A 20,629-nucleotide genomic window follows, 5' to 3' on the forward strand; every position below is an offset into this window, starting at 1 on the left:
TTAATCTTCCTTCAGTACGCCTTTGCGCTCAGTTGCGTGACTACGAAGCGGCGCCCACCACCATTCATTATCCAGATACCACTGGATTGTTTTTTTGATGCCGGTATCGAAGTTCTCTTCAGCTTTCCAGCCAAGTTCGTCTTCAAGCTTTGTTGCATCAATGGCGTAGCGTGCATCATGGCCCGGTCGGTCGGTTACATAAGTAATCTGCTCGGCATATGGCCTGTTTTTCGGGCGTACTTCATCAAGGATTTCGCAGATACGTGTTACCACTTCAAGGTTAGTGCGTTCGTTTCGGCCGCCCACATTATATTTCTCGCCCAAACGGCCTTTGCTCATAATGGTGAAAAGTGCTTTCGCGTGATCTTCCACATAGAGCCAGTCGCGTACGTTGGAACCGTCGCCATAAATCGGAAGAGGGTGGCCATCAAGAGCATTCAGGATTACCAGCGGGATAAGCTTTTCCGGGAAGTGGTATGGGCCGTAGTTATTTGAGCAATTGGAAATTACTACAGGGAAACCATATGTTTCGTGCCAGGCATTTGCCAGATGGTCCGCAGATGCTTTAGAGGCAGAGTAAGGTGAACTTGGGTCATAAGGTGTTGTCTCATGGAACAAACCTTCGTCACCAAGGCTGCCGTATACTTCGTCTGTTGATACATGAAGGAAACGGAATGCCTTTTGGTCAACCTCTCGAAGGCCCAGCCAATAAGCACGGGCAGCCTCAAGCATGTTAAATGTACCAACGATGTTGGTTTGAATAAATTCGCCAGCACCAGTGATGGAACGGTCTACGTGGCTTTCAGCCGCTAGGTGCATTACAGCATCAGGTTGGTACTTCGCAAATACTTCATCAAGGGCATTTCGGTCGCAGATATCTACTTTTTCAAAATGATAGAGTTCGCTATCTTCAATTTCCTTGAGAGTTTCAAGGTTGCCTGCGTAGGTTAGCTTATCAACATTGATTGCTGTGTAGCCAAGGTCTTTTACTAAATGGCGGCATACCGCTGAGCCAATAAATCCTGCACCACCTGTTACAATAATTTTCATCGATAAATTCCTAAACTACCCTTCGAAAACGAATGGGTTTTCAATATCTTTTAATCTTGGTTGGGCACGGTCCTTATCTGAAAGGATGGCAGTGTTAATATCTATCGGCCATTCAATGCCCAGATCGGGATCATCAAAAGCGATACCTGCATCGTGCTCTGGTGCGTAATAATCGTCTACTTTATAACAGAACTCTGTATCGGGTTCGAGTGTACAAAAGCCGTGGGCAAAACCTTTCGGGACCCAGAGTTGTTGCCAATTCTCTGCGGAGAGTTCAACCCCAATATGTTTGCCGTATGTCGGGGAGCCTTTACGGATATCAACGATAACATCCAGCACTTTACCGCGTGTTACACGCACAAGTTTCCCTTGCGTGTAAGGAGGTGTTTGAAAGTGCATGCCGCGAATAACGCCAACATCACGGGACAGGGACTGGTTATCCTGTACAAAATTTACGCCTGGAACAACTTCTTCGAACGCACGTGCATTAAAAGTTTCGGAGAAAAAGCCCCGATCATCACCAAACTTTTTGGGTGAGAACAGGTAAACTCCGGGTAGTGAAAGTGCTTCCGCTTGCATAAAATATCCCAATTATTATTGGCTTTAAGAATGTGCCCTTTATACTGACCGTAATTGGCAAATAAAAGAGCCATGATGAATATATTCTGAATTAGGCTCAACAGGGAAGAAAACGGCGTTTATGTCAGCGGTTATGCGGCATTGGGATGATGGGGTAGACCTCAGAACATTCAGTGAGAAATGCATGGATGGTTTTATTGGGCTGTCTGATGCCGGTTTCAGTGCGGATGAGTGCGAGATTTTGGCCTACCATCCAGGTGTTGAAAGTAACCCATTTCAGAAGATGCTGTATTCTCGCGCGATGCAATTTGGCGTGGCGCCGATTGCTGTAACGCAGCTTTCTGAACTGGAAAACGTGCCATCCGGGTTAAAGCTTTCTGTCCATTTTCATTGGATACATCAGATTTTTTCTAAGATTGGGACAGAAAAAAAAGCTGAAGCCGCTGCCGAAAAGTTTCTTGCTGATGCAAAGGCTTTGAAAAGTAACGGAGCCAGAATTATCTGGACCATCCATAACGTGATTTCACACGGTTCACATTATGAAGCGGTGGAAATGAAATTACGTGCCCAGTTTGCAGAACTCGCTGATGTAATTCATGTTATGAATCCCAGAACTGCAGCTTTATGTGCACCATATTATATGCTGGATACACATAAACTGCTTGAGGTGCCACATCCATCCTACGCTGGTGTTTACGGGGACTATATTTCAAAAAGCCAAGCGAGGCTTGAACTTGGATTGCCTGCTGGGAAGCCAGTGTTTTTGCTGTTTGGTTCTTTGATGCCTCAAAAAGGCACAAGACAATTTCTTCACGGTATGGATGAACTACAAAAGCATTTTGACGGAGAAGCGATTGCATTGGTCGCAGGAAAAGCACGGCTAGGTAATTTTTACGAGGAAATTCTGAGGCTTGCATCCTCGAGGGTTGATGTAAAGCTCATGGCAGGGCATGTGGATGATCAGCATATTCAAATGCTTTTCAAAGCGTCCGATGTTGTAGTTTGTCCTTATATTAAAGGATTGAATTCAGGCGTGGTAATGACAGCAGCCAGTTTTGGCAGACCTGTTGTTGCACCGTCTTTCATTAAACCAACTCTTCACGAAATAGAGGATGCTATCACAGAATTTGATCCTGCAGATTTTTCCAGTTCATATACGGCTTGTACCGAAGCTTATAAGCTCGGGCAAAAACCGCAGTTGGAAGAACAGCTGCTTAGGTGGGCTGATGCGAATGCTGCTCATGCTATATCCGAACAATTTTTCAGTGAACTGAAAGAGCGTTCATGACTGATCTTGTTGGATATAGAACTCTGCGGAAACGGGATTTTCGGGCTTCAAGGATTGGCGCTTTTGGTACGGTGAAGCGGCAGAAAGTGCTGTTGCCGCGTAAAGGGCTGAACCGTTCTTTTTTCGTGGGGAGTGCGGATAACTGGTTTCTGGATATGGAAATTGTTGCGGGCGGTCATGAAGCTATAAGAAACGCAGTTTCCATTGAATGGAGTTTTACTAATTCTTTTGGCAAGTCGCTTAAAATATCCACAGAGGAATACACAAATTATCTGTTTGCTGATCCTGTGGAGTTTTCTTCTCCTCAAAGGGTGTGGGTAAAGCGCCCGAAGGATGCTGTTTTTGCTGTGGCCAAAATCTGCCGCCTGATAAAAGGTGTGAAGATTGGCTTGTCTGCCAAATTGAAATTACAAAAATCGCAGGCAAGTCCAAATGGCGAACAAGAACGCTTATCCCGTGACAGAGCAACGCTTGGTAAACTGCTCGTTCAAGCGACAGAAGAAAAACGATATAGCGATACGAGTGATATTTTAGCGCGTATGGTTTATCTTTGGCGTATGCCGGAAGATCGACGTTTGCTGGAAACTTGTATTGATGCTCGTAAATTGGTTGAACGAGGTTTTAAAATTCCGGTGCCCAAACAACCTTATAAAGCTGAACATCAAATATGGGACTATGCCCAGAGTTTAAGTGGGGATAGCTCTTCAGATGGTCTTTTATCCCGTTGGTTGCTAAGCGAAGTTTTGATGCTCACTGCCTATGCAAGGCAGAATAAAATCAAAACAATAACTATAAAAGGTAACGGCACGTTGGCACGCCGTACACTTGCACTATCATTGGCTCAAAAGGCGTGTGGTGGTGCCTTTGAAATTCAGCGAAACCCTGAAATGCCCCTTGTTGAAATTGAACCTGTTTCCCAATTTATTTCCCGGGAAGAAGTTCAAAGTTATTTATAGCGAACGCTTGTTTCATCCGTTAATTCGCATAGAATATTTATATATCTGTTTATTTGGAGATTTTTTATGAAAAAGACCATCTATCCTGTGATTTTATCAGGTGGGTCCGGTTCTCGACTTTGGCCAATGTCGCGGTCAAAATTTCCAAAACAGTTTCTTCCCATGCTTGGACAGAAGAGTTTGTTTGTGCAGGCCCTTGAACGGGTTGGCTCAAATTACGGCTTTGGAACACCGCTTGTGGTGGCTAATGAACATCACCGTTTCATCGTGAATGAACAGGCAGATAAAGCAGGTATTGAACTGCAAGCAGTTGTGCTTGAACCCGTGGGTAGAAACACTGCTCCTGCTATTGCCGTTGCCGCATTACAAGCTGCAAAAACTGATCCTGATGCGCTTTTACTGTTTCTGGCTTCCGATCACGTAATTCTGGATACACCGGGCTTCCACAAGGCAGTGAATGCAGCTGCGTGTGCCGCTAAAAAGGGATATCTCGTATGTTTTGGTATGACACCGACACGAGCAGAAACCGGATATGGTTATATTCAAGCCGGTGAGGCTATTGCAGGCGCTAAAGGCGCATGTGTTATTGAAAGCTTTAAAGAAAAGCCAGATATAGCAACAGCAGAAGCTTACCTCGCGGATGGTGGCTATAGCTGGAACAGTGGCATGTTTATGTTTGCTGCTTCCACAATTCTTGAAGAATTCGAAAAGCTGCAGCCTGAGATGCTCACTGCCTGTGAGGCAGCGCTTGATAGCGCAAAGCCAGATCTGAACTTCCTCCGTATGGGAGAGAGTGAATTTGGCGCGGTTCCAGCCGACAGTATAGATTATGCCATTATGGAAAAAACTCACCGTGCGGCGGTGGTACCCGCTGAATTTGGCTGGTCAGATGTGGGCAGTTTCTCAGCACTTGCAGGTGTTCAAGATGCGGATGCAGATGGCAATGTAACTGTGGGCGATGTGCTCACTGTAGATACTAAAAATACCTTCGTTCACGGTGATGGGCATTTGATTGCCACAGTAGGTGTTGAAAACCTGGTTGTTGTTGCCACTGATGATGCGGTGATGATTGCTAATAAAAACCGCGATCAGGATGTGAAAAAGGTAGTGGAACAACTGAAAGCCGGTAAACGGGCTGAAGCCGATTTCCATTCCACCGTTTACCGCCCTTGGGGTAATTACCGAACACTAGCAATGGGTGACCGCTATCAGGTGAAAGAAATTGAGGTTTATGCGGGCAAACGCTTAAGCCTTCAAAAACACCACCACAGGGCCGAGCACTGGGTGATTGTAGAAGGCTCTGCTGTCGTAACCCGCGATGAAGAAGAAATGCTTCTCACTGAAAACCAAAGTGTTTATTTGCCAGTTGGAGCGGTGCACCGTCTTTATAACCCGGGAAAAATCCCGCTGAGGCTAATTGAAGTGCAATCTGGTAGTTATCTGGGCGAAGATGATATAGTCCGCCTTGAGGATGATTTTAATCGGGAAAACGAAAAATAGGGGGCGATAATGCCTGTTGACCGTGTACCAGAGGGATATTCAACCGTTGCGCCTTTTATGGTGGTTTCAAACGCTAGAAAAGTGATCGATTTTCTGAAGCATACATTTGGCGCGGAAGTTAACGGACTTGTTTATGGGGATGAGGGGCCGGGCGGCGAACGGCTCATCATGAACGCAGATATAACTGTAGGAATAAGCCGTGTGTTTGTTGCTGATGCGCGAGATGGCAATGCGCCAGCTCCAACTTCGCTTTACTGTTATGTTGAAGATGTAGATGCCTGCCACGCGAGAGCGCTGGAGGCAGGTGGTGTTGAAATGATGCCGCCCATGGATATGTTTTATGGTGACAGGCATGGCGGTGTGACCGACCCATGCGGTAACACATGGTTTATCGCTAGCCATATCGAAGATGTTGCAGATGAGGAAATGCAGCGCCGTGCCGATGAAGTGAATGCTGAACGTAGAACTGCCAATTAATAAAAAGCCCGCGATCATATGGATGCGGGCTTTTCTTTGTTATTTTGTGAAGGATTATTGGAATGTAATCAACTGGCGCATCTGAGAGGCGAGGATTGGATCATCTCCTGCCATTGAAAGATTCGCCATCAACCAACCAATTTTACTACCACAGTCAAAGCGTTTGCCTTCAAAGTTAAGGGCATGGAAAGGCTGGTTGCCGATAAGCTTATCAAGCGCATCCGTAAGCTGGATTTCACCGCCTGCACCAATTTCTTTGGCCGCCAAGTGGTCCATCACTTCAGGCTGAAGAATATAGCGGCCCACCACGGCTTCTGTGGATGGCGCATCTTCTGGGTGAGGTTTTTCCACAAGGCCTTTAACTTCCGTCAGCTTGCCACTGCTTTCCCCTGGGGTGATCACGCCGTATTTGCTTGTATCTTCCTTGGCTACATCCATTGTCGCGATGATATTGCCACCAACTTCATTGTAGGCTTGGATCATCTGCTTCAATACACCTGGTTTACCTTTGATAAGGTCATCAGGAAGGGCAACGGCAAATGGGCTGTCATTCACAAAAGAGCGTGCACACCAAATAGCATGGCCAAGACCGCGTGGGCGCATTTGGCGAACGTATGTGATGCGACCCTCTTCAAGAAGCATAGAGCGTGAAATTTCCAGCGCTTCTTCTTTGCCTTTTTCCTGCAGGATACGCTCAAGCTCATAAGCATGATCGAAATGATCTTCCATCACTTGCTTGTTGCGGCCTGTAACCAGAATGATTTCTTCAATGCCTGCCTCAAGCGCTTCTTCAACCGCATACTGAATAAGCGGTTTATCAAGCACAGGCAGCATTTCTTTTGGAATAGCTTTAGTAGCAGGTAGGAAACGAGTGCCGAGGCCTGCTACTGGTAATACAATTTTCTTAACGGGTTTAATCATGAGTATATCCTAAAGGAAATGTCTTCCGTAATTAGGCGATTATAATTCACCTAGGTATTTACGAGTAAGTCTTTTTCCTTCTTCTACCGCTGGTTGGTCATAGGCGTCAACGCCCATTAGGTGCGCTGTCACCACTGTTTCCAGCATGAAGGAAATAAATAAACCACCAAGGTTTTCCTCTGTCAGGCCGTCAACAACAAGTTCCCGTACCATTCTGCCCTTTGAACGCAGGGTATCCTGCGTTGCCTTACTCTGGCAGGTAACCATGTCACCAATGGTGCGAGCCGCCATATAATCCAAACCGTATTTACGGGCTTCTTCTGGATCAATGCGCGGACCTTTTCCGTAACTCGGAATTGTTACAATCGTACAAAACTTATCGTTTGGACCGTCCAGATACAGTTGCAATTGGCTGTGCTGATCAACAGGACCAACGGCACGAACAGGCGTTGTGCCAAGGCCATCTTTACCAAGGCTTTCTGCCCAAAGCTGCCCGTGCCAACGTGTGAAAGAACGAAGGCTTTCTGCATATGGCATTAAAAGAATTTGGGAAATGCCTCGATGTTCGGAAAGGGTCTGTGTGGCTGCTGCTCCTACAACAGCAACTGCTGTTTCCGGATTGTTTGCGAAATCTTGGCATACTTCAGCTGCGCCGTTTCTGAAGCCTTCAACAGATAGGCCAGAAGCCGCAACTGGTAGCATACCTACATTTGTCAGTACGCTGAAGCGGCCACCAACATCATCTGGATGATCCAAAATAATACTACCCATATCTTCGCCGTAAGTGCGAAGGGCGCGTTCACCCGGCTCTGTGATGAAAGAGAAATGATCCTTGATCGGTTTGATCAGAACCGCACGTTCAAGCCAGCTGCGGCAAGCAAGAAGCTGTGCCAGTGTTTCACCTGTTGTCCCAGATTTTGAGATAGCAATAATATGTGTGCGTGCCGGATTAAGGCGGTTGAACAGGCGGTCCATCAAAAATGGATCAAGGCTGTCTGGCGTATGAATATCAACGCCTGCAGCGCCTTGGTAGGGGGCGATAGCAATAGCAGCTTGCGCACCCAGGCTGGAACCACCTGTGCCAAGTACAATCAAATCTGTAAAGTTGTTGCGAATATGGCTTGATAGCTCACGAATGCCAACCATATCTGCTGCATCAGATGTTTGGCGGGCGAATGGTAAAAAGTCATCTGCGGCAAAATTTGTCGCGAACTTTGTTGCTTTTTCTAGGTTTGCTAAATACGCATTCTTAAGACCAAGCTTATCAAATTGATCCAGTGCGCTGCTATCGCCGAATGAATAGCTAAACATTTTTATCCTTAATATATCAATTGAGTGGCATGAAGCCGATTTACAGTCGCCCAACTATGAAACCGTGACTGAATATAATCTTAACCAAATAGTCAACATTTACTAGCAATACCGCAGATTTTATAAGTATGACCATCAATTAGCAAGTAAATGCAGATTGTTACACTTGTGCGACACATCAGCTATCAGCATTATGTTGGTATGGGCCTTCACGGAACCAAAGGTTAAAAGCCCACTTCTCTCCTTCTAAAACCGGGCAGGCAGCATGCAGGCTTTTGGGGTGTCTTGTTTTGGTACCTGGCGTACAGTTATGAAAAACCAGTAGCTTTCCTCGTTCTGCAGGCACTTTTATATCCAGTTTTGGAAACTCGGTTTCACCGCCTTTTTGCACATCATTCAGATATCCAAGAACAGTGATAAGTCGTTGCCCCCAGTTTTTCATGTTACGCACGGCTGATGGTTCTTGTGGATTGAAGGCATCAAAATGAGCTCGATACTCCTGACCCTTTTCATAGTGGATCACCTGAAAACGTTCCGCATAGTTGATAGGCAGGCCCAAAAGCCCTGCAATGCGAGAGGCAATGCGTTTGGTGCCCAGATCATGGCTATGATCCAGCCAGCAAACGGAATTCGTACGCGCCTGAGAAACCTGTCCTTCATCCACGCCCGAAACTTTGGCACGTTTCATTCCAGCACCATTTGCGGATGAAATTAGATGTTTACATTCCATTGAAGACAGAAAACTGTCTACGGAATAGACCCGAGGCTCCACACTTAGGTCAATGATAGCACGCTGCATAAATCCCCCTATAAGCTGCAGGCTACAGCCTAAAATTTGTAATTTACAATAGTAAAGCATATGCTGCCCTATATTCAAAGTGTTGGGGGAGTTATGGGGGAAATGATGAGCGATTCCGCTTTAGAAACGATTTGTAAGAAACTTTCATCAACAAAGGTACTTGTGGTTACGGGTATCCTGAGCGCTGCTATGATGTTTTTGGTGTTTCCAAACCTGCCATATAACGGCGTGAAAACACTTGATGCACGTTTCAGCTATGATGCGATAACTGTTATGCAGGTCTTGGATGGTTTGGGCGCTGATGGCAGAGAGTTTTATAAATGGGGTAGTAGCTTCATAGATATGGCTTACCCTTTCATCTACGGCAGTTTTTTTGTGGGTTTGATATATAGATTAAGCCCGAACGAAAAATTCCGCATTTTGGCTATTATTCCAGTAATCACAGCAATGCTGGATTTTACTGAAAACTCTATGATCACTGCTATGATCTATAATTTTCCGAACATTCCTGAAAAACAGGCCAGTATTACAGCTACGCTTTCTACGGCCAAATGGAGCAGTGTATTCCTCTTTGAAGCGATTGTGGTTCTGTTTATCGCCGTTCAATTATTCCGCAAGTTAAAGCCGCAAGAAACGGCTTCATGATCTTGCCACACTTATGTTTATCCTAGCGAAATCAGCCCTTTGTGAAAGGGCTGAGAGTAGAAAGCGGATGACAGAAGTGGTTTTTCTGCTCTAAGATCATCGCAGGTTAAGTTATTTCAGGGAGCGAATGATGGTTCGCATGTTTATTGGCGCACTTGCTGTTGCCTTTATTTCATTTGGTGCTTCCGCGCAGGAAGATGTTGATAACTATAAAGGTACAGGTGTTCAGCCACCTGAAGAAATTACCCTTCAACAGGGACCGCTTGTGGGTGATGTACGCCTGCCTGCTGGCACAAAGGTGAATACAGATAAAACTGTTCTTACAGGCAGTGGCGTTAATTCTTATGGCCGTATCCTTGCTTCCACAAAAGGGTCTTCCTCGAAAGTGGTTCGTTTTTTCCTCGATAATATGCCTTCGGTAGGATGGAACTTGATCAGCGAACTTCAGGATGAAGATATCATGCTGGTGTATACAAAGCCGAACAGAGTGGTGGTTATTATGATTGAACGCGGCTCTCGCGCTACAGATATTCGTATTACGATGACACCGCGCAGCTAGGGTATATTTCTTTAGCAAGAAAGATAAGGCGGCTTTAAGCCGCCTTTTTTATTTAGAAGATCCCACCGATAAACAGGAAGAAGGATGTTCGGCCTGCGTTGTTATGACTGCCACCTATAAAGATAGGGCCGATCGGACTTTCAACGCCTGCGAATAAAGTTCCGCCCAGTATCAGGTCATCGGCGCTGAAATCATCCAGATCAGCCCATACGTTTCCAATTTCTGAGCTGAAACCCAGATAGAGCGGAGAATCAAATAGTACTTTGCTATCATCGCCCATGCGGCGATAGAAGGTGAGGCCTGCCTGTGTGATGTGTGAACCAGCCAGTTCATTTCTTGAGAAACCGGAAAGGCTTCTAAAGCCACCTAACTGGAACACATTTTGGAATTCTTCGTTATCTGAGAAGTTCGTTCCGAATTCTGAGAAGAATGCAAGTGTATTTCGGCCCCAGCTTTTTGCTGCTGCGAATTCAAGCTGCAATGATCCGTTAGAAAAGGCATCTCCCTGGCCAACATCAACAATATAATTGGCATTCAGGATCATACCCTTACGAGGGAAGGTGAGGCTATCAAGTGTATCAATACGGAAATTAGCGAAAGCCCCGATATCGTCTACGATGTCGTTATCAATAATAGCCTGTAACTGAGGATCTGTAATAAGGCCGCTTCTACGTTCAATATCAATTAAGCTATAAGCGGCACCAACAGAAAAACTACCCCACTGGCCAAAGTTTCGGCCTGCTGACAAACTGAAATCAAGCACGTTTGCTCCGAGTTCGAATGCAATGATGCCGTCTTCATCCCGGAATGGGACGCCCGTGCGCTGGAAACGGGCAGTGGCCTGCAAGAAGTGTTTTTCTTTATAGTCTAGTGGTTGGTAAAGCTGAGTTTGCAGGCGCTGGTTAGAGCCAATTTCCACTTCATTCCGCCATTCACCGCCAAGACCATTGAGGCCGTTTCGCGTGTGTTGAAGACTAAGCTGGACGGAACTTTCACCGTTAAAGTTATCATCAAAAGCAACACCAAAGCGGAGTGTATCTTTAGCCCATTCCCGGTACTTGGCATCAATCGCCAACTTGCTGCCGCCAAGTTCGTGTTCATCAATAGTGTATTTTATGCGGTCAAAATACCCGAGACCGTATAGCTGGCTCAGCCCTCTTTCTAGCTTTGCTTTATCTAATTTATCGCCAGCGGTTATACCGAGGAACGCCTCAAGCTTCGCAGTGGCAAGAGGGCTGTCGTTTGTGATCTGGATTTCCCGGATATATGGGTCTGCATGCTGAGTTTTAGCTTCCCGTGCTTCAGCGAAGGCAGCCCACTGGGTATCATCAACGCTGTAGGCGGCCAACTTGCTCTCTACTTGTTCTGCGGCCTCCTTGCCAACAGCGGCAATTTCAAGGGTTTTCTTGAAATCGGTAAAGCTAAAGCCTTCCATATCTGGGGTTATGATAATGTCCCCGCTTTCTTCGTTGATGGAAGCAAGTTGGATGCGAGCATTTTGGTAAGTTAGAAGCGCTGAAATTTGTTTAAGTGCACCAGTTATGCCGCGGTTTTCGTGGGCATCTTTTTCTGGGTCGACTGCAAGGTTCACTACAATCACCCGGTCTGCGCACATATTACGGGCAACGGATACAGGTACGTTGTTAGCGATGCCGCCATCCACCAACAACTTACCGTTCAGTTCAAACACAGGGAACAGGCTAGGAACTGACATAGAGGCCACAATAGCATCTGCCAGATTACCGTCCCCTAGAACCACTTCACTACCGTTGGAAAAATCAGTGGCTACTGCACGAAACGGGATGGGAAGGTTATCAAAATCAATATTGCCGTGACTGCTTTTCAGCAAGCCCCTTATCACCTGGCTCAGGTTAGCGTTATCGATAAAGGCAGGTGGGTTCACTACTTTGCCGTCTACTACGCCGAACTGGTAAGGGATCAGGAAGCTATCGGTATCTTGCTTTCGGCGGAAGGTTTGCTGTTGGCGAGGAATACTGTTTGAAAGCACCGTATCCCAATCAATATCCTGAAGGGATTTTTTCATCTCGTCCACGGAAACACCACTAGCGTATAACCCGCCAACGATGGCTCCAAAACTGGTGCCGGCAATACAGTCTACCTGCACATTCATGGCTTCAAGCTGCTCTAGCACTCCGATGTGTGCCGCGCCTTTAGCGCCGCCGCCAGATAGCACAAGGCCGATTTTAGGGCGCTCTACCTCTTGTTCTTGGTCGTGGCTGTCTGCCGTGAGTGATGTTGATAATAGCCCCATAAGGCACGCCGCTGAGGCCAGCCTTTTTACTGATGTTTTAAAACACACCATCCGTAAGATATCCGCTTCATTCCCTTATCCAGACTCTCTTCATATCTGGTTCTTGAGGGAACGGAAACATAAGATTATGGCAGCGATTGGAACTCAAACTAAGATGGCGCCTTAGAAGTTCCATTTCAGCTGAAACTGCACAACTGATTCAGTGATGCCTTCTATGCCAAATTTATTATGCCAATACTGAAATTCGATGCCAGCGAACAGCTTGCCTGGCCTTTCAAAAAATAGGGCGCCGGTATCTACCAGAAGCCTTGGAATAATAAGCTGGTTAGCGCGGGTATGGCCTTCACTGCCTGCGAAATCTGCTACACCTTCGGTTAGGAAGGAGACCTTTCCTATTTTAAAAGGAAGGTTCCAGACTGCTGTAATTTGGTGTGTGCTACCGGGTAAGTCTGGGGTGTCGCGGATATAGGCAATAAGGCGAAGGAAATTGAAGCCGGGAACATTGATATCTGTGGAAAGGCCATAAAGATAGCGCGGGTTTTTGCCTTTAGGAAGTTCAAGCGAGCCTGCGAGATATAGATCACTGAAAGGACCAAGCTTCAGCTTTGATTCTGTCATTTTGTTGAAGCTTAGGCGGAGAATACCTTCTGTATAGTGGTTGAAATCACCACCGTTTGGAAAAGATAAATCAGAAAAGGCGAAGAAATCACCATATTTGAAGGCGTTGGCATATTCGAGTGTGATGATATGCCGTTCATTGGGACCAAGCTCAAAGTTATTTCCGTATAGATACTGGATATTAGGAGCGTGGAACTTAAAAAAATCATCTGCTCGAACAGTGATAGAGGATACTAGCAACACAAGAACAACGAGGAAAACTTTCATCGGATGCGACCTTGGCTAACGGTTTCTAAACCAAGGATACAGGAGGAAAGTAAACACTCTCTTGCTTGAAAGGGGGCTGAGAGCGCGACGCGAGCAGAGCGACCGCGCTCTCATACTTGAGATCAACTGTTAACTGATTTTGGCGAAACCAATCCAGTTTAGTTTCCAGTTAGTATCAAGCGACCTTATTTGAAGGTGATGCCTACCTGCTGTCAACCTTATTGTATCTCCCGGTTGCGTCTTCCATTCCCAGTACCCGCCAGTGTTGAGTATTTTGCTGGTAGCTAGTTTCTTGCCATCAAGCCATAACTCAAAGCCTTTACCGTCGCGTATGCTTGCTACACGGTGAGATAATTCGAATGTTCCACCTTCTTGAATATCCACCTGATAATCTAATACAGCGTTTTCACCGATACCGCCGCGGCCAGTGACACCAGCAGCTAAGCGGTGTTCATCGTGGGAATAAGCAGGGGTGGTGCCTTCTGCCTTACTGAAATGCTCGGCTTCCAGACGGCTGGTAAGAGGAATCCAGCCTCCTTTGGTGATAACAGAATTGCTGTAGTCGCCTTGACGGTTTTCCTGAACTGCAACCACACGGTATTCATAAATGTGTGGTTCCGCGTTTGCATCCCGGAAAACAGGTTTCATAAGGTTATCTGCAATCAAACGGTACCTGCCACCTTCGAAGAAGTTTCGGTAGACGCGGTATGTATGAAAGCCTTCATCAGCAACTGCATCCCAGCTGAGAGTTACCATATTTTCATTTTGGTCTAGTTTGAGGTTTTGAACAGTTGCCGGATATGCAGGTGTTGCAGCATAACGTTTTTTTGCACGGGTTTGCTCTGCAGCCAGTTCAGTTTCAAAGAGCTGAGTTTCAGCTGTTTTCGCAGGTGCTTCACCGTCCAGTGCAAGGCGGAAGCCTTCTATGCCGCCAACAAAATCACTGAAACCCGCACGGTGGGTTAGAGGGTTAGCTTTCCAGTGCCAGCTGTTGCCGCGCACCACACGGCGTTCACATGTGCCATCTGTACGAGCGCGGCCATCCGTGGGCGCACCTTCATAGTTGGGGTGATAACAATCTGCCAGAAATTCAAACACATTGCTGATCATATTATAGAGGCCAAATTGATTTGGCTTATAAGTGCCCACGACGGCAGTGAAACCTTCATGGTCAACACAGTTGAATTTACCGCCAGCAAAATTCACATAACTTGTGTTTGTCGAGCGCTGGAGGAAGTTTTCACCAGCTAAATCTGATGTATTTGCATAAGCGCATATTTCAGTGCCGTCTGGATCATCACCAAAATGGAATTTGGTGCGAGCACCGCCAAGGGCTGCATATTCCCATTCCGCCTCTGATGGCAGGCGATAAGGTTTTCCGGTTTCTTTCGCAATCCATTCTGCATAGGCATTTGCGCCTTTCCAGCCAATGCATACAACAGGCATATATTCACTGCGGGTTGGGAAATTACTGTCCCAACTGCCTTCTGAAAAAGGCTTCATCCAGTCATCTACCTCGTGGCGGCAGTTTTGTGGGGCATCATAATTTGTGGCTTCCACAAAGCGGCGGTATTCTTTCACCGTTACTTCGTAAATCCCCATGCTGAATGTTTTCAAATTAACTGTGTGAACGGGTTTTGTTGTTTCCTGATCTTCACTGCCCATTTCAAATGTAGCTGCAGGGATAGTTACCATAATCGGTTCGATAGGTTCCTGTGCCTGCGCACTGATACCGCCAAGCAGCGCAGCTGCTGCTAGCGGGATGTATTTTGTTATTTTCTGCATACTCGTTTCCTTGCTGTACGTAACTCTGGTGCGAAGCATGGTGAGCAAACCGTTGGAAATCCTATTGAAATTCTTAAAAATACAGAAAATAGAAAAATGATAGAAAAATATCGGGTGAAATCTATAGTGTGGCGCAGCCCGGTTTGAGGAAGTGTAAGGCGATTGAATAAGATGGTTTTGTTTGGGGATTTCAGATTTGATGAAAAGCAGAAAGTGCTTTTTAAATTTGGTAAACCTGTATCGCTTACGCAAAAGCAAACTGAGCTTTTGGCACTTTTTATCAGTGAGCCGCAAACCATTTTCAGCAAGGAAGATATTCTTGATAAAGTATGGGAAGGGCGCGCCGTATCAGAACAGGTGGTTTTCCAGAATATCAGCAAGTTGCGGAACGTGATCGCTAGTGATGCTATCAAAACTTTCTCAAAGCGGGGGTATCAGTGGCAAATACCCTTTGATGAAGAAAAAATACCGGGTACACCTCCGCTTCCACAAAAAAAGAAAATCTGGTTTCCTTATGTCTGGGGGCTTTCGTTAATCAGTATAATTTTTGTGTTTTTCTTTTCCCAGTCAGATAACGCAGAGAAGGTATTCACAGAAAACATCAATTTCATTCCAATCATAGAGCGGCATGAAGGGTTGATGACTGATGAAGTGCAAACCATTAATCAGCGCCTGTCTGAGGTTGCTCAAACAGTTGAAGCTGATGATATTTCCGCCATACAGTTTTTGAATTCCTCATTCATTGAGCGATCAAAATTGCAGCTTGATAATGATGGCTTGTTAATGTCTGGCATGCTTCGCCAGAAGACGGGAAAATATATACTTTCGTACCGCATTCAGGGGATATACAGGAATTGGGAAGCTCTTGTTATTGCATCGTCTCCGAAAGAACTTGCGGAAGCAGCAGCGCTACAAATTCAGCGGATCACCGTATCCAAATATTTCAGCCTTGAAGATGAGGCATTAGTTACATCAGAACTTGAGCTTCTGCATAGCGAGAACCCGGCGGATATTGATATATTAATTTCTCTCATCAGGCGGCATCTGGAAGAAGAAAACCAAGATGTTGCGGGTGCTTATATTGATGCCCTTCTTGGTATGGATGATGTGCGAAAAGAGCCTGCCTATCAGGCTATTGGTTTTATGCTTAAAGGGAAACGCGCACTTGCACTAAGCCAGTTTGTGAACGCAGAGCCATATCTAAGGGAGGCTGCTGCTATCGCTTCCGGAGCTGATTTGCTTTTCATTCAGTCAGAAGTTTTGAAAGCATTGGCAGAGGTTGCCATCACGGAACGTGAGTATCCGGAGATTAAGCGTTTGCTTCTTGAAGCGGCATCTTTGGCCCGAATGGCACAGGAGCCCGTTAAGGAAGTGAGAGCATACACGCTTCTTTCCATTATGGCAGGCAAGCTGGCGCAACATCAGGATAAATATGATTATCTCTATCAGGCGAAGCGTTTGATGCTGGATTACCGTTTTGATAGGTCACATTTTATGCTGGTGGATTATCATTTTGCCCTGTTTTCGGAAAATGTTGAAGAGCAGAAAAACTGGTATCGGCAAGCATTGAAGAGGCCAGAAACACCGGAAAATACATGGGTGCTTAAAAGCGCGGCTGATAACCTTGTAGAAATATTGATCAGTGAAGAGAACTGGGACGAAGCTTTTAATGTGTCTGAGCAGGTAGAGCATGATGCCACCAGCCATAAACTCAAGGCTAATATCTATTTTGGACAAGGGAATACTGAAAAAGCGCTGGCTGAAGCTGAGGCTGCGTTTAATATCGCTCGTGTAAGCGGTGATCGCTGGGTGGGTGTTTATGCCGCTCTTATGTTGCTTGAGCATGCTGTGACGATGGGTGACGAGATTAAAGCAGCGGAATACAGGCAGTATTTTCAAAGTAATCTGAAGGGGCGCTGGAAAGGTTGGCGTAAGGAACAGCTCGCTACCCTTGGTGTGTCATAAAGTATGAAATTGATAATACACCATTAAAGACCATCATTGTGAAATCAATGACAAAGATAAACAGCATCAGGCCCTTAAATACATTCCAAACACCTTCGCCGCGCCTGTTTGCAAGAGCGGTGGGTGCATTTCCGGCAAACTGTGAACCATGGGCTACAGCATTTACCAAAAGTAAAATAGCCCACTGAATATCTTTATCAAAATCGCTGATAAATATCAGAAGCAGAATATTCAAAATTGAGAGCGCCAGGTTAAAGCCGCCAAGAAACGGCCCCGTCGCGATAAGTGTTTGAAACACAGGAGTGTCTCGGTGTTCCTTTGGGACAACGATTTTTGCAAAAATTTCCCGGCGGATGTGGAAAACGTGAAAAGCTGAAGCAAACCATAGAGCGTTTAAGATAAGGACCAGCTTCAGCATAGTATCTTCCTATTCAACCGTTACCGATTTTGCCAGGTTTCTTGGCTGGTCCACATCCGTGCCCTTTTCAACTGCCACATGGTATGAAAGCAATTGAACAGGTAGTGCGTAGATAAGAGGCGCAGCAAGTTCACCAGCGGACGGCATTTTAAGTTTTGCGAAGAAACCTTCCTGACCCTCTGTATCATCCGACAAAAGGACAACTTTGCCTTGGCGAGCCATAATCTCTTGCAGGTTGGAAACAGTTTTATCAATCAGATCATCTTTTGGTGCGATACCAATAACCGGCACGTTTTCATCAATGAGCGCGATAGGGCCGTGTTTCAATTCACCTGCCGCATAGCCTTCTGCGTGAATATAGCTGATTTCTTTAAGTTTCAGGGCGCCTTCCATAGCGATAGGGAAATGGATGCCGCGGCCCACAAAAAGAATATCCTGAGCTGTTGCAATTTGGCGTGCGATATCGGCGATAGCATCATCATTATGCAGCACTTTCGCCATCAGGCTTGGTACATGCTCAAGCTCTGCTACATACTCTGCTTCTTCGGACGCAGATAGTTTGCCTTTGGCCGCTGCCAGTTTGATGGAAAAGGCCGCCAGTACCGAAAGTTGGCAAGTGAACGCCTTGGTACTTGCCACGCCAATTTCTGGCCCCGCATAAATCGGGAATACCACATCGGCTTCACGTGCCATGGATGAACCAAGCACGTTCACAAGTGCCATAACATGCTGCCCAGCCGCTTTTGCGTGCTTAAGTGCCGCGAGTGTGTCGGCGGTTTCGCCTGATTGGGAGATGAAAATGGCTAAGCCGCCATCAGGGTAAACTGGATCGCGGTAACGGAATTCCGACGCAATATCTACTTCAACCGGCACACGAGCCAGTTTCTCAATCCAGTAGCGCGCAACCTGGGCTGCATAAAAGCTGGTGCCACATGCGATGAGCGTTACCTTTGTAAGCCCTGCCAGATCAAATGGTATTTCCGGTAGCTTCACAGTCCCGGCGTTCGGATCCAGGTACCTGCCAAGTGCTTGCGCCACTACCGTTGGCTGTTCGAAAATTTCTTTCTGCATAAAGTGGCGGTGGTTGCCTTTATCCACCATGGTGTGCGCCACTTGGCTTACGCTTACAGGACGGTTTACTGCACTGCCATCCGCTTTGAAAACTTCTACAGAAGAACGTGTGATTTCAGCCCAATCACCTTCTTCCAGATAGATGAGTTTGTTGGTGAGGCTCGCAAGCGCCATAGCGTCTGAACCGAAATAGTTTTCACCGTCACCGATACCCACCACAAGTGGGCTACCGACGCGAGCACCGTACATCAAATCATCTTCACCACGGATGAGTACGCAAAGGGCAAAAGCCCCTTCAAGCCGGGAAACGGTTTTTTGGAATGCAGCACGCACTTCCATGCCGTCTTTCAGATATTCCGTTAAAAGCCGAGCTACAACTTCAGTGTCTGTTTCACCTTCGAAATGAATACCTTTGGCGAGGAGTTCATCCTTAAGCGGTTTGAAGTTCTCAATGATGCCGTTGTGAACAATAGCAACCCTGTCTGTCATATGTGGGTGAGCATTGGCTTCTGTAGGTTCACCATGTGTGGCCCAGCGTGTGTGACCAATACCTGTATTGCCTGTAAGTGGATGGTCTCGGAGAGCCTTTTCAAGATTAACGAGTTTTCCGGGTGCGCGCGTGCGGTTCAATTCACCCTTTTCAAGGGTTGCAATACCTGCGCTATCATAACCGCGATATTCAAGCCTGCGAAGGCTTTCCAGAATGCGAGGGGTGGCAGGGGAAGTGCCTAGAATACCAATAATACCGCACATTATTTTTTCCCCTTCTGAGCTGCTTTTTCAGCAGCCTTTTCTTCTCTGAAGTTAGCGGCAAATTCCGGAATACCCCGTTGTCGGCCACGTGCCACTGCAAGGCTGTCTTCCTCAACATCTTTGGTGATAATACTGCCGGCACCAACAATGGCGCCATCACCAATAGTGACAGGAGCAACCAGCGCTGAGTTTGAACCTATGAAAGCGCCTGCACCGATAGTGGTTTTATATTTTAGAAAGCCGTCATAATTACAGGTGATAGTGCCTGCGCCGATGTTGGCATCCGCACCAATTTCTGCATCCCCAAGGTATGTCAAGTGGCTTACCTTCACGCCTTCATGCAATTTGGTTTTTTTAATCTCTACGAAATTACCGATTTTGGAACCTGCACCAATATCAGCGGCAGGGCGTAAGCGCGCGAATGGTCCGATAGAGCTGTTTGCCCGAACATGGGCACCTTCAATATGACTGTTTGCTTTGATGGTTACACCGTTTTCGATAACTGAACCGGGTCCGAAGAAAACATTCGGCTCAATGGTAACATCGCTACCTAGCTTGGTATCGTGACTGAAATAAACTGTGTCAGGATCAATCATCGTGACACCGCCGTCAAGGGCCTGTTTCCGCCATTTTTTCTGCATGGCCATTTCAGCGCGGGCTAAATCTTCACGGCTGTTAATGCCGAGAACATCATCTTCTGATGCTTCAACAACAGCTACGTCAAGGCCATCGCGACGAGCAAATTCTACAAGATCTGTCAGATAATATTCGCCAGCGGCATTATCGTTTGAAAGTTGATGCAGCCATTTCTTTGCATGCGAGCCGCTGATAAGCATCATACCGCTGTTGCAAAGCGTGATGGCGCGTTCATCCTCAGAAGCATCTTTGAATTCAACAATGCGTTCTAATTTACCGTCTGTACTGGTGACAAGGCGGCCATATTTCGCGGCATCTTCAGGGCGAAAGCCTAAAACGGTTAAGCCGTTTCCAACTTCAGATCCGCCTTTTGCGATCATTTCTTCCATCACAGAAAGTGGGATGAAAGGGACATCACCAAACAGGATGATAATATCATCACTGAAACCTTCAGGCAGGCTATCCACGGCAATGCGCGCGGCGTGGCCTGTGCCTAATTGCTCTGTTTGTTCAACAAAATCAGCGCCCGGAACAGCATTCATCAATTGCTCTTTGCCAGAGCCGACAACCAGTATGTTTTTTGCAGGATTAAGCTGGTTTACGGTATCAAGCAGATACATCAGCATAGGTTTGCCACCTACACTGTGCAGCACTTTATGTGTGCTGGATTTCATGCGGGTGCCTTTACCTGCGGCGAGTATAATAGCTGCAAAGTTGCTGGTGCTCATGAAATAACGCCATCCCTAATTTCTTAAATAA

At 46.4% G+C, this 20,629-nt stretch carries 18 protein-coding genes; 7 read left to right on the forward strand and 11 right to left on the reverse strand.

The genetic code is table 11. The annotated features are described in order from the left end of the window. Together rfbB and rfbC are read right to left on the reverse strand one after the other, a co-directional pair. The gene (gene rfbB, locus KFE96_RS07010; protein WP_255835271.1) at positions 1 to 1,050 is read right to left on the reverse strand and encodes a dTDP-glucose 4,6-dehydratase; all 1,050 of its coding nucleotides are present in this window, start codon (positions 1,048 to 1,050) and stop codon (positions 1 to 3) included. 15 nt (positions 1,051 to 1,065) lie between these two features. Next, positions 1,066 to 1,629: a dTDP-4-dehydrorhamnose 3,5-epimerase gene (gene rfbC / locus KFE96_RS07015; protein ID WP_255835272.1), complete on the reverse strand. Its 564-nt coding sequence runs from the start codon at positions 1,627 to 1,629 to the stop codon at positions 1,066 to 1,068. A 121-nt stretch (positions 1,630 to 1,750) separates the two neighbouring features. Here rfbC and KFE96_RS07020 point away from each other — a divergent pair, with 121 nt between their 5' ends. The 4 genes from KFE96_RS07020 to KFE96_RS07035 all read left to right on the forward strand — a co-directional run bounded on the left by KFE96_RS07020 (position 1,751) and on the right by KFE96_RS07035 (position 5,850). After that, a complete protein-coding gene (locus KFE96_RS07020) occupies positions 1,751 to 2,917 on the forward strand; it encodes a glycosyltransferase (RefSeq protein WP_255835273.1) in 1,167 nt (388 codons plus the stop codon). Continuing rightward, the gene (locus tag KFE96_RS07025; RefSeq protein WP_255835274.1) at positions 2,914 to 3,873 is read left to right on the forward strand and encodes a hypothetical protein; all 960 of its coding nucleotides are present in this window, start codon (positions 2,914 to 2,916) and stop codon (positions 3,871 to 3,873) included. The genes KFE96_RS07020 and KFE96_RS07025 overlap by 4 nt, the downstream gene beginning before the upstream one ends. A 66-nt stretch (positions 3,874 to 3,939) precedes the next feature. Beyond that, entirely contained in the window at positions 3,940 to 5,373 is a 1,434-nt protein-coding gene (locus tag KFE96_RS07030; RefSeq protein WP_255835275.1) for a mannose-1-phosphate guanylyltransferase/mannose-6-phosphate isomerase, read from the forward strand. 9 nt (positions 5,374 to 5,382) lie between these two features. Then, a complete protein-coding gene (locus KFE96_RS07035) occupies positions 5,383 to 5,850 on the forward strand; it encodes a glyoxalase/bleomycin resistance/extradiol dioxygenase family protein (protein ID WP_255835276.1) in 468 nt (155 codons plus the stop codon). A gap of 54 nt (positions 5,851 to 5,904) precedes the next feature. Here KFE96_RS07035 and galU read toward each other — a convergent pair whose 3' ends face one another. From galU to KFE96_RS07050, 3 genes are all read right to left on the reverse strand, one after another. Continuing rightward, positions 5,905 to 6,771, reverse strand: coding sequence for a UTP--glucose-1-phosphate uridylyltransferase GalU (galU, locus tag KFE96_RS07040; RefSeq protein ID WP_255835277.1), 867 nt, complete (start codon positions 6,769 to 6,771; stop codon positions 5,905 to 5,907). 39 nt (positions 6,772 to 6,810) lie between these two features. Continuing rightward, positions 6,811 to 8,082, reverse strand: a complete 1,272-nt coding sequence (locus KFE96_RS07045; RefSeq protein ID WP_255835278.1) for a hypothetical protein — start codon at positions 8,080 to 8,082, stop codon at positions 6,811 to 6,813. A gap of 178 nt (positions 8,083 to 8,260) precedes the next feature. After that, positions 8,261 to 8,881 (reverse strand): 2OG-Fe(II) oxygenase, encoded by a 621-nt coding sequence (locus tag KFE96_RS07050; protein WP_255835279.1) that lies wholly within the window; start codon positions 8,879 to 8,881, stop codon positions 8,261 to 8,263. 105 nt (positions 8,882 to 8,986) lie between these two features. Between KFE96_RS07050 and KFE96_RS07055 the strand changes: the two genes are divergently transcribed. Next, complete coding sequence (locus KFE96_RS07055; RefSeq protein WP_255835280.1) at positions 8,987 to 9,526, forward strand: hypothetical protein; 540 nt, start codon at positions 8,987 to 8,989, stop codon at positions 9,524 to 9,526. Positions 9,527 to 9,656: 130 nt separating this feature from the next. Next, positions 9,657 to 10,085 carry a hypothetical protein gene (locus KFE96_RS07060; protein WP_255835281.1) on the forward strand — a complete coding sequence of 143 codons (429 nt, stop codon included), beginning with the start codon at positions 9,657 to 9,659 and terminating at the stop codon, positions 10,083 to 10,085. A gap of 52 nt (positions 10,086 to 10,137) precedes the next feature. Here the strand turns inward: KFE96_RS07060 and KFE96_RS07065 are convergent, their stop codons facing one another. The 3 genes from KFE96_RS07065 to KFE96_RS07075 form a co-directional block, all read right to left on the reverse strand. Further along, the gene (locus KFE96_RS07065; RefSeq protein ID WP_255835282.1) at positions 10,138 to 12,357 is read right to left on the reverse strand and encodes a patatin-like phospholipase family protein; all 2,220 of its coding nucleotides are present in this window, start codon (positions 12,355 to 12,357) and stop codon (positions 10,138 to 10,140) included. 162 nt (positions 12,358 to 12,519) lie between these two features. Next, positions 12,520 to 13,242: a hypothetical protein gene (locus KFE96_RS07070; protein WP_255835283.1), complete on the reverse strand. Its 723-nt coding sequence runs from the start codon at positions 13,240 to 13,242 to the stop codon at positions 12,520 to 12,522. Between the two features lie 129 nt (positions 13,243 to 13,371). Continuing rightward, the gene (locus KFE96_RS07075; RefSeq protein WP_255835284.1) at positions 13,372 to 15,027 is read right to left on the reverse strand and encodes an SUMF1/EgtB/PvdO family nonheme iron enzyme; all 1,656 of its coding nucleotides are present in this window, start codon (positions 15,025 to 15,027) and stop codon (positions 13,372 to 13,374) included. Positions 15,028 to 15,198: 171 nt separating this feature from the next. Between KFE96_RS07075 and KFE96_RS07080 the strand changes: the two genes are divergently transcribed. Beyond that, positions 15,199 to 16,992, forward strand: a complete 1,794-nt coding sequence (locus tag KFE96_RS07080) for a winged helix-turn-helix domain-containing protein (protein WP_255835285.1) — start codon at positions 15,199 to 15,201, stop codon at positions 16,990 to 16,992. On the opposite strand, the gene KFE96_RS07085 is transcribed toward KFE96_RS07080, so the two are convergent. From KFE96_RS07085 to glmU, 3 genes are read right to left on the reverse strand one after another with little or no spacing between them, the layout of a single operon-like run. After that, positions 16,973 to 17,410 carry a hypothetical protein gene (locus KFE96_RS07085; protein WP_255835286.1) on the reverse strand — a complete coding sequence of 146 codons (438 nt, stop codon included), beginning with the start codon at positions 17,408 to 17,410 and terminating at the stop codon, positions 16,973 to 16,975. The two genes, KFE96_RS07080 and KFE96_RS07085, sit on opposite strands and share 20 nt — an antisense overlap. 9 nt (positions 17,411 to 17,419) lie before the next feature. Next, entirely contained in the window at positions 17,420 to 19,234 is a 1,815-nt protein-coding gene (glmS, locus tag KFE96_RS07090) for a glutamine--fructose-6-phosphate transaminase (isomerizing) (RefSeq protein ID WP_255835287.1), read from the reverse strand. Continuing rightward, entirely contained in the window at positions 19,234 to 20,598 is a 1,365-nt protein-coding gene (gene glmU, locus KFE96_RS07095) for a bifunctional UDP-N-acetylglucosamine diphosphorylase/glucosamine-1-phosphate N-acetyltransferase GlmU (protein ID WP_255835288.1), read from the reverse strand. Before glmU ends, glmS begins: the two co-directional genes overlap by 1 nt. Positions 20,599 to 20,629 lie beyond the last annotated feature (31 nt).

It is taken from the genome of Kordiimonas sp. SCSIO 12603, from assembly GCF_024398035.1.
Classification (GTDB): Bacteria; Pseudomonadota; Alphaproteobacteria; order Sphingomonadales; family Kordiimonadaceae; genus Kordiimonas.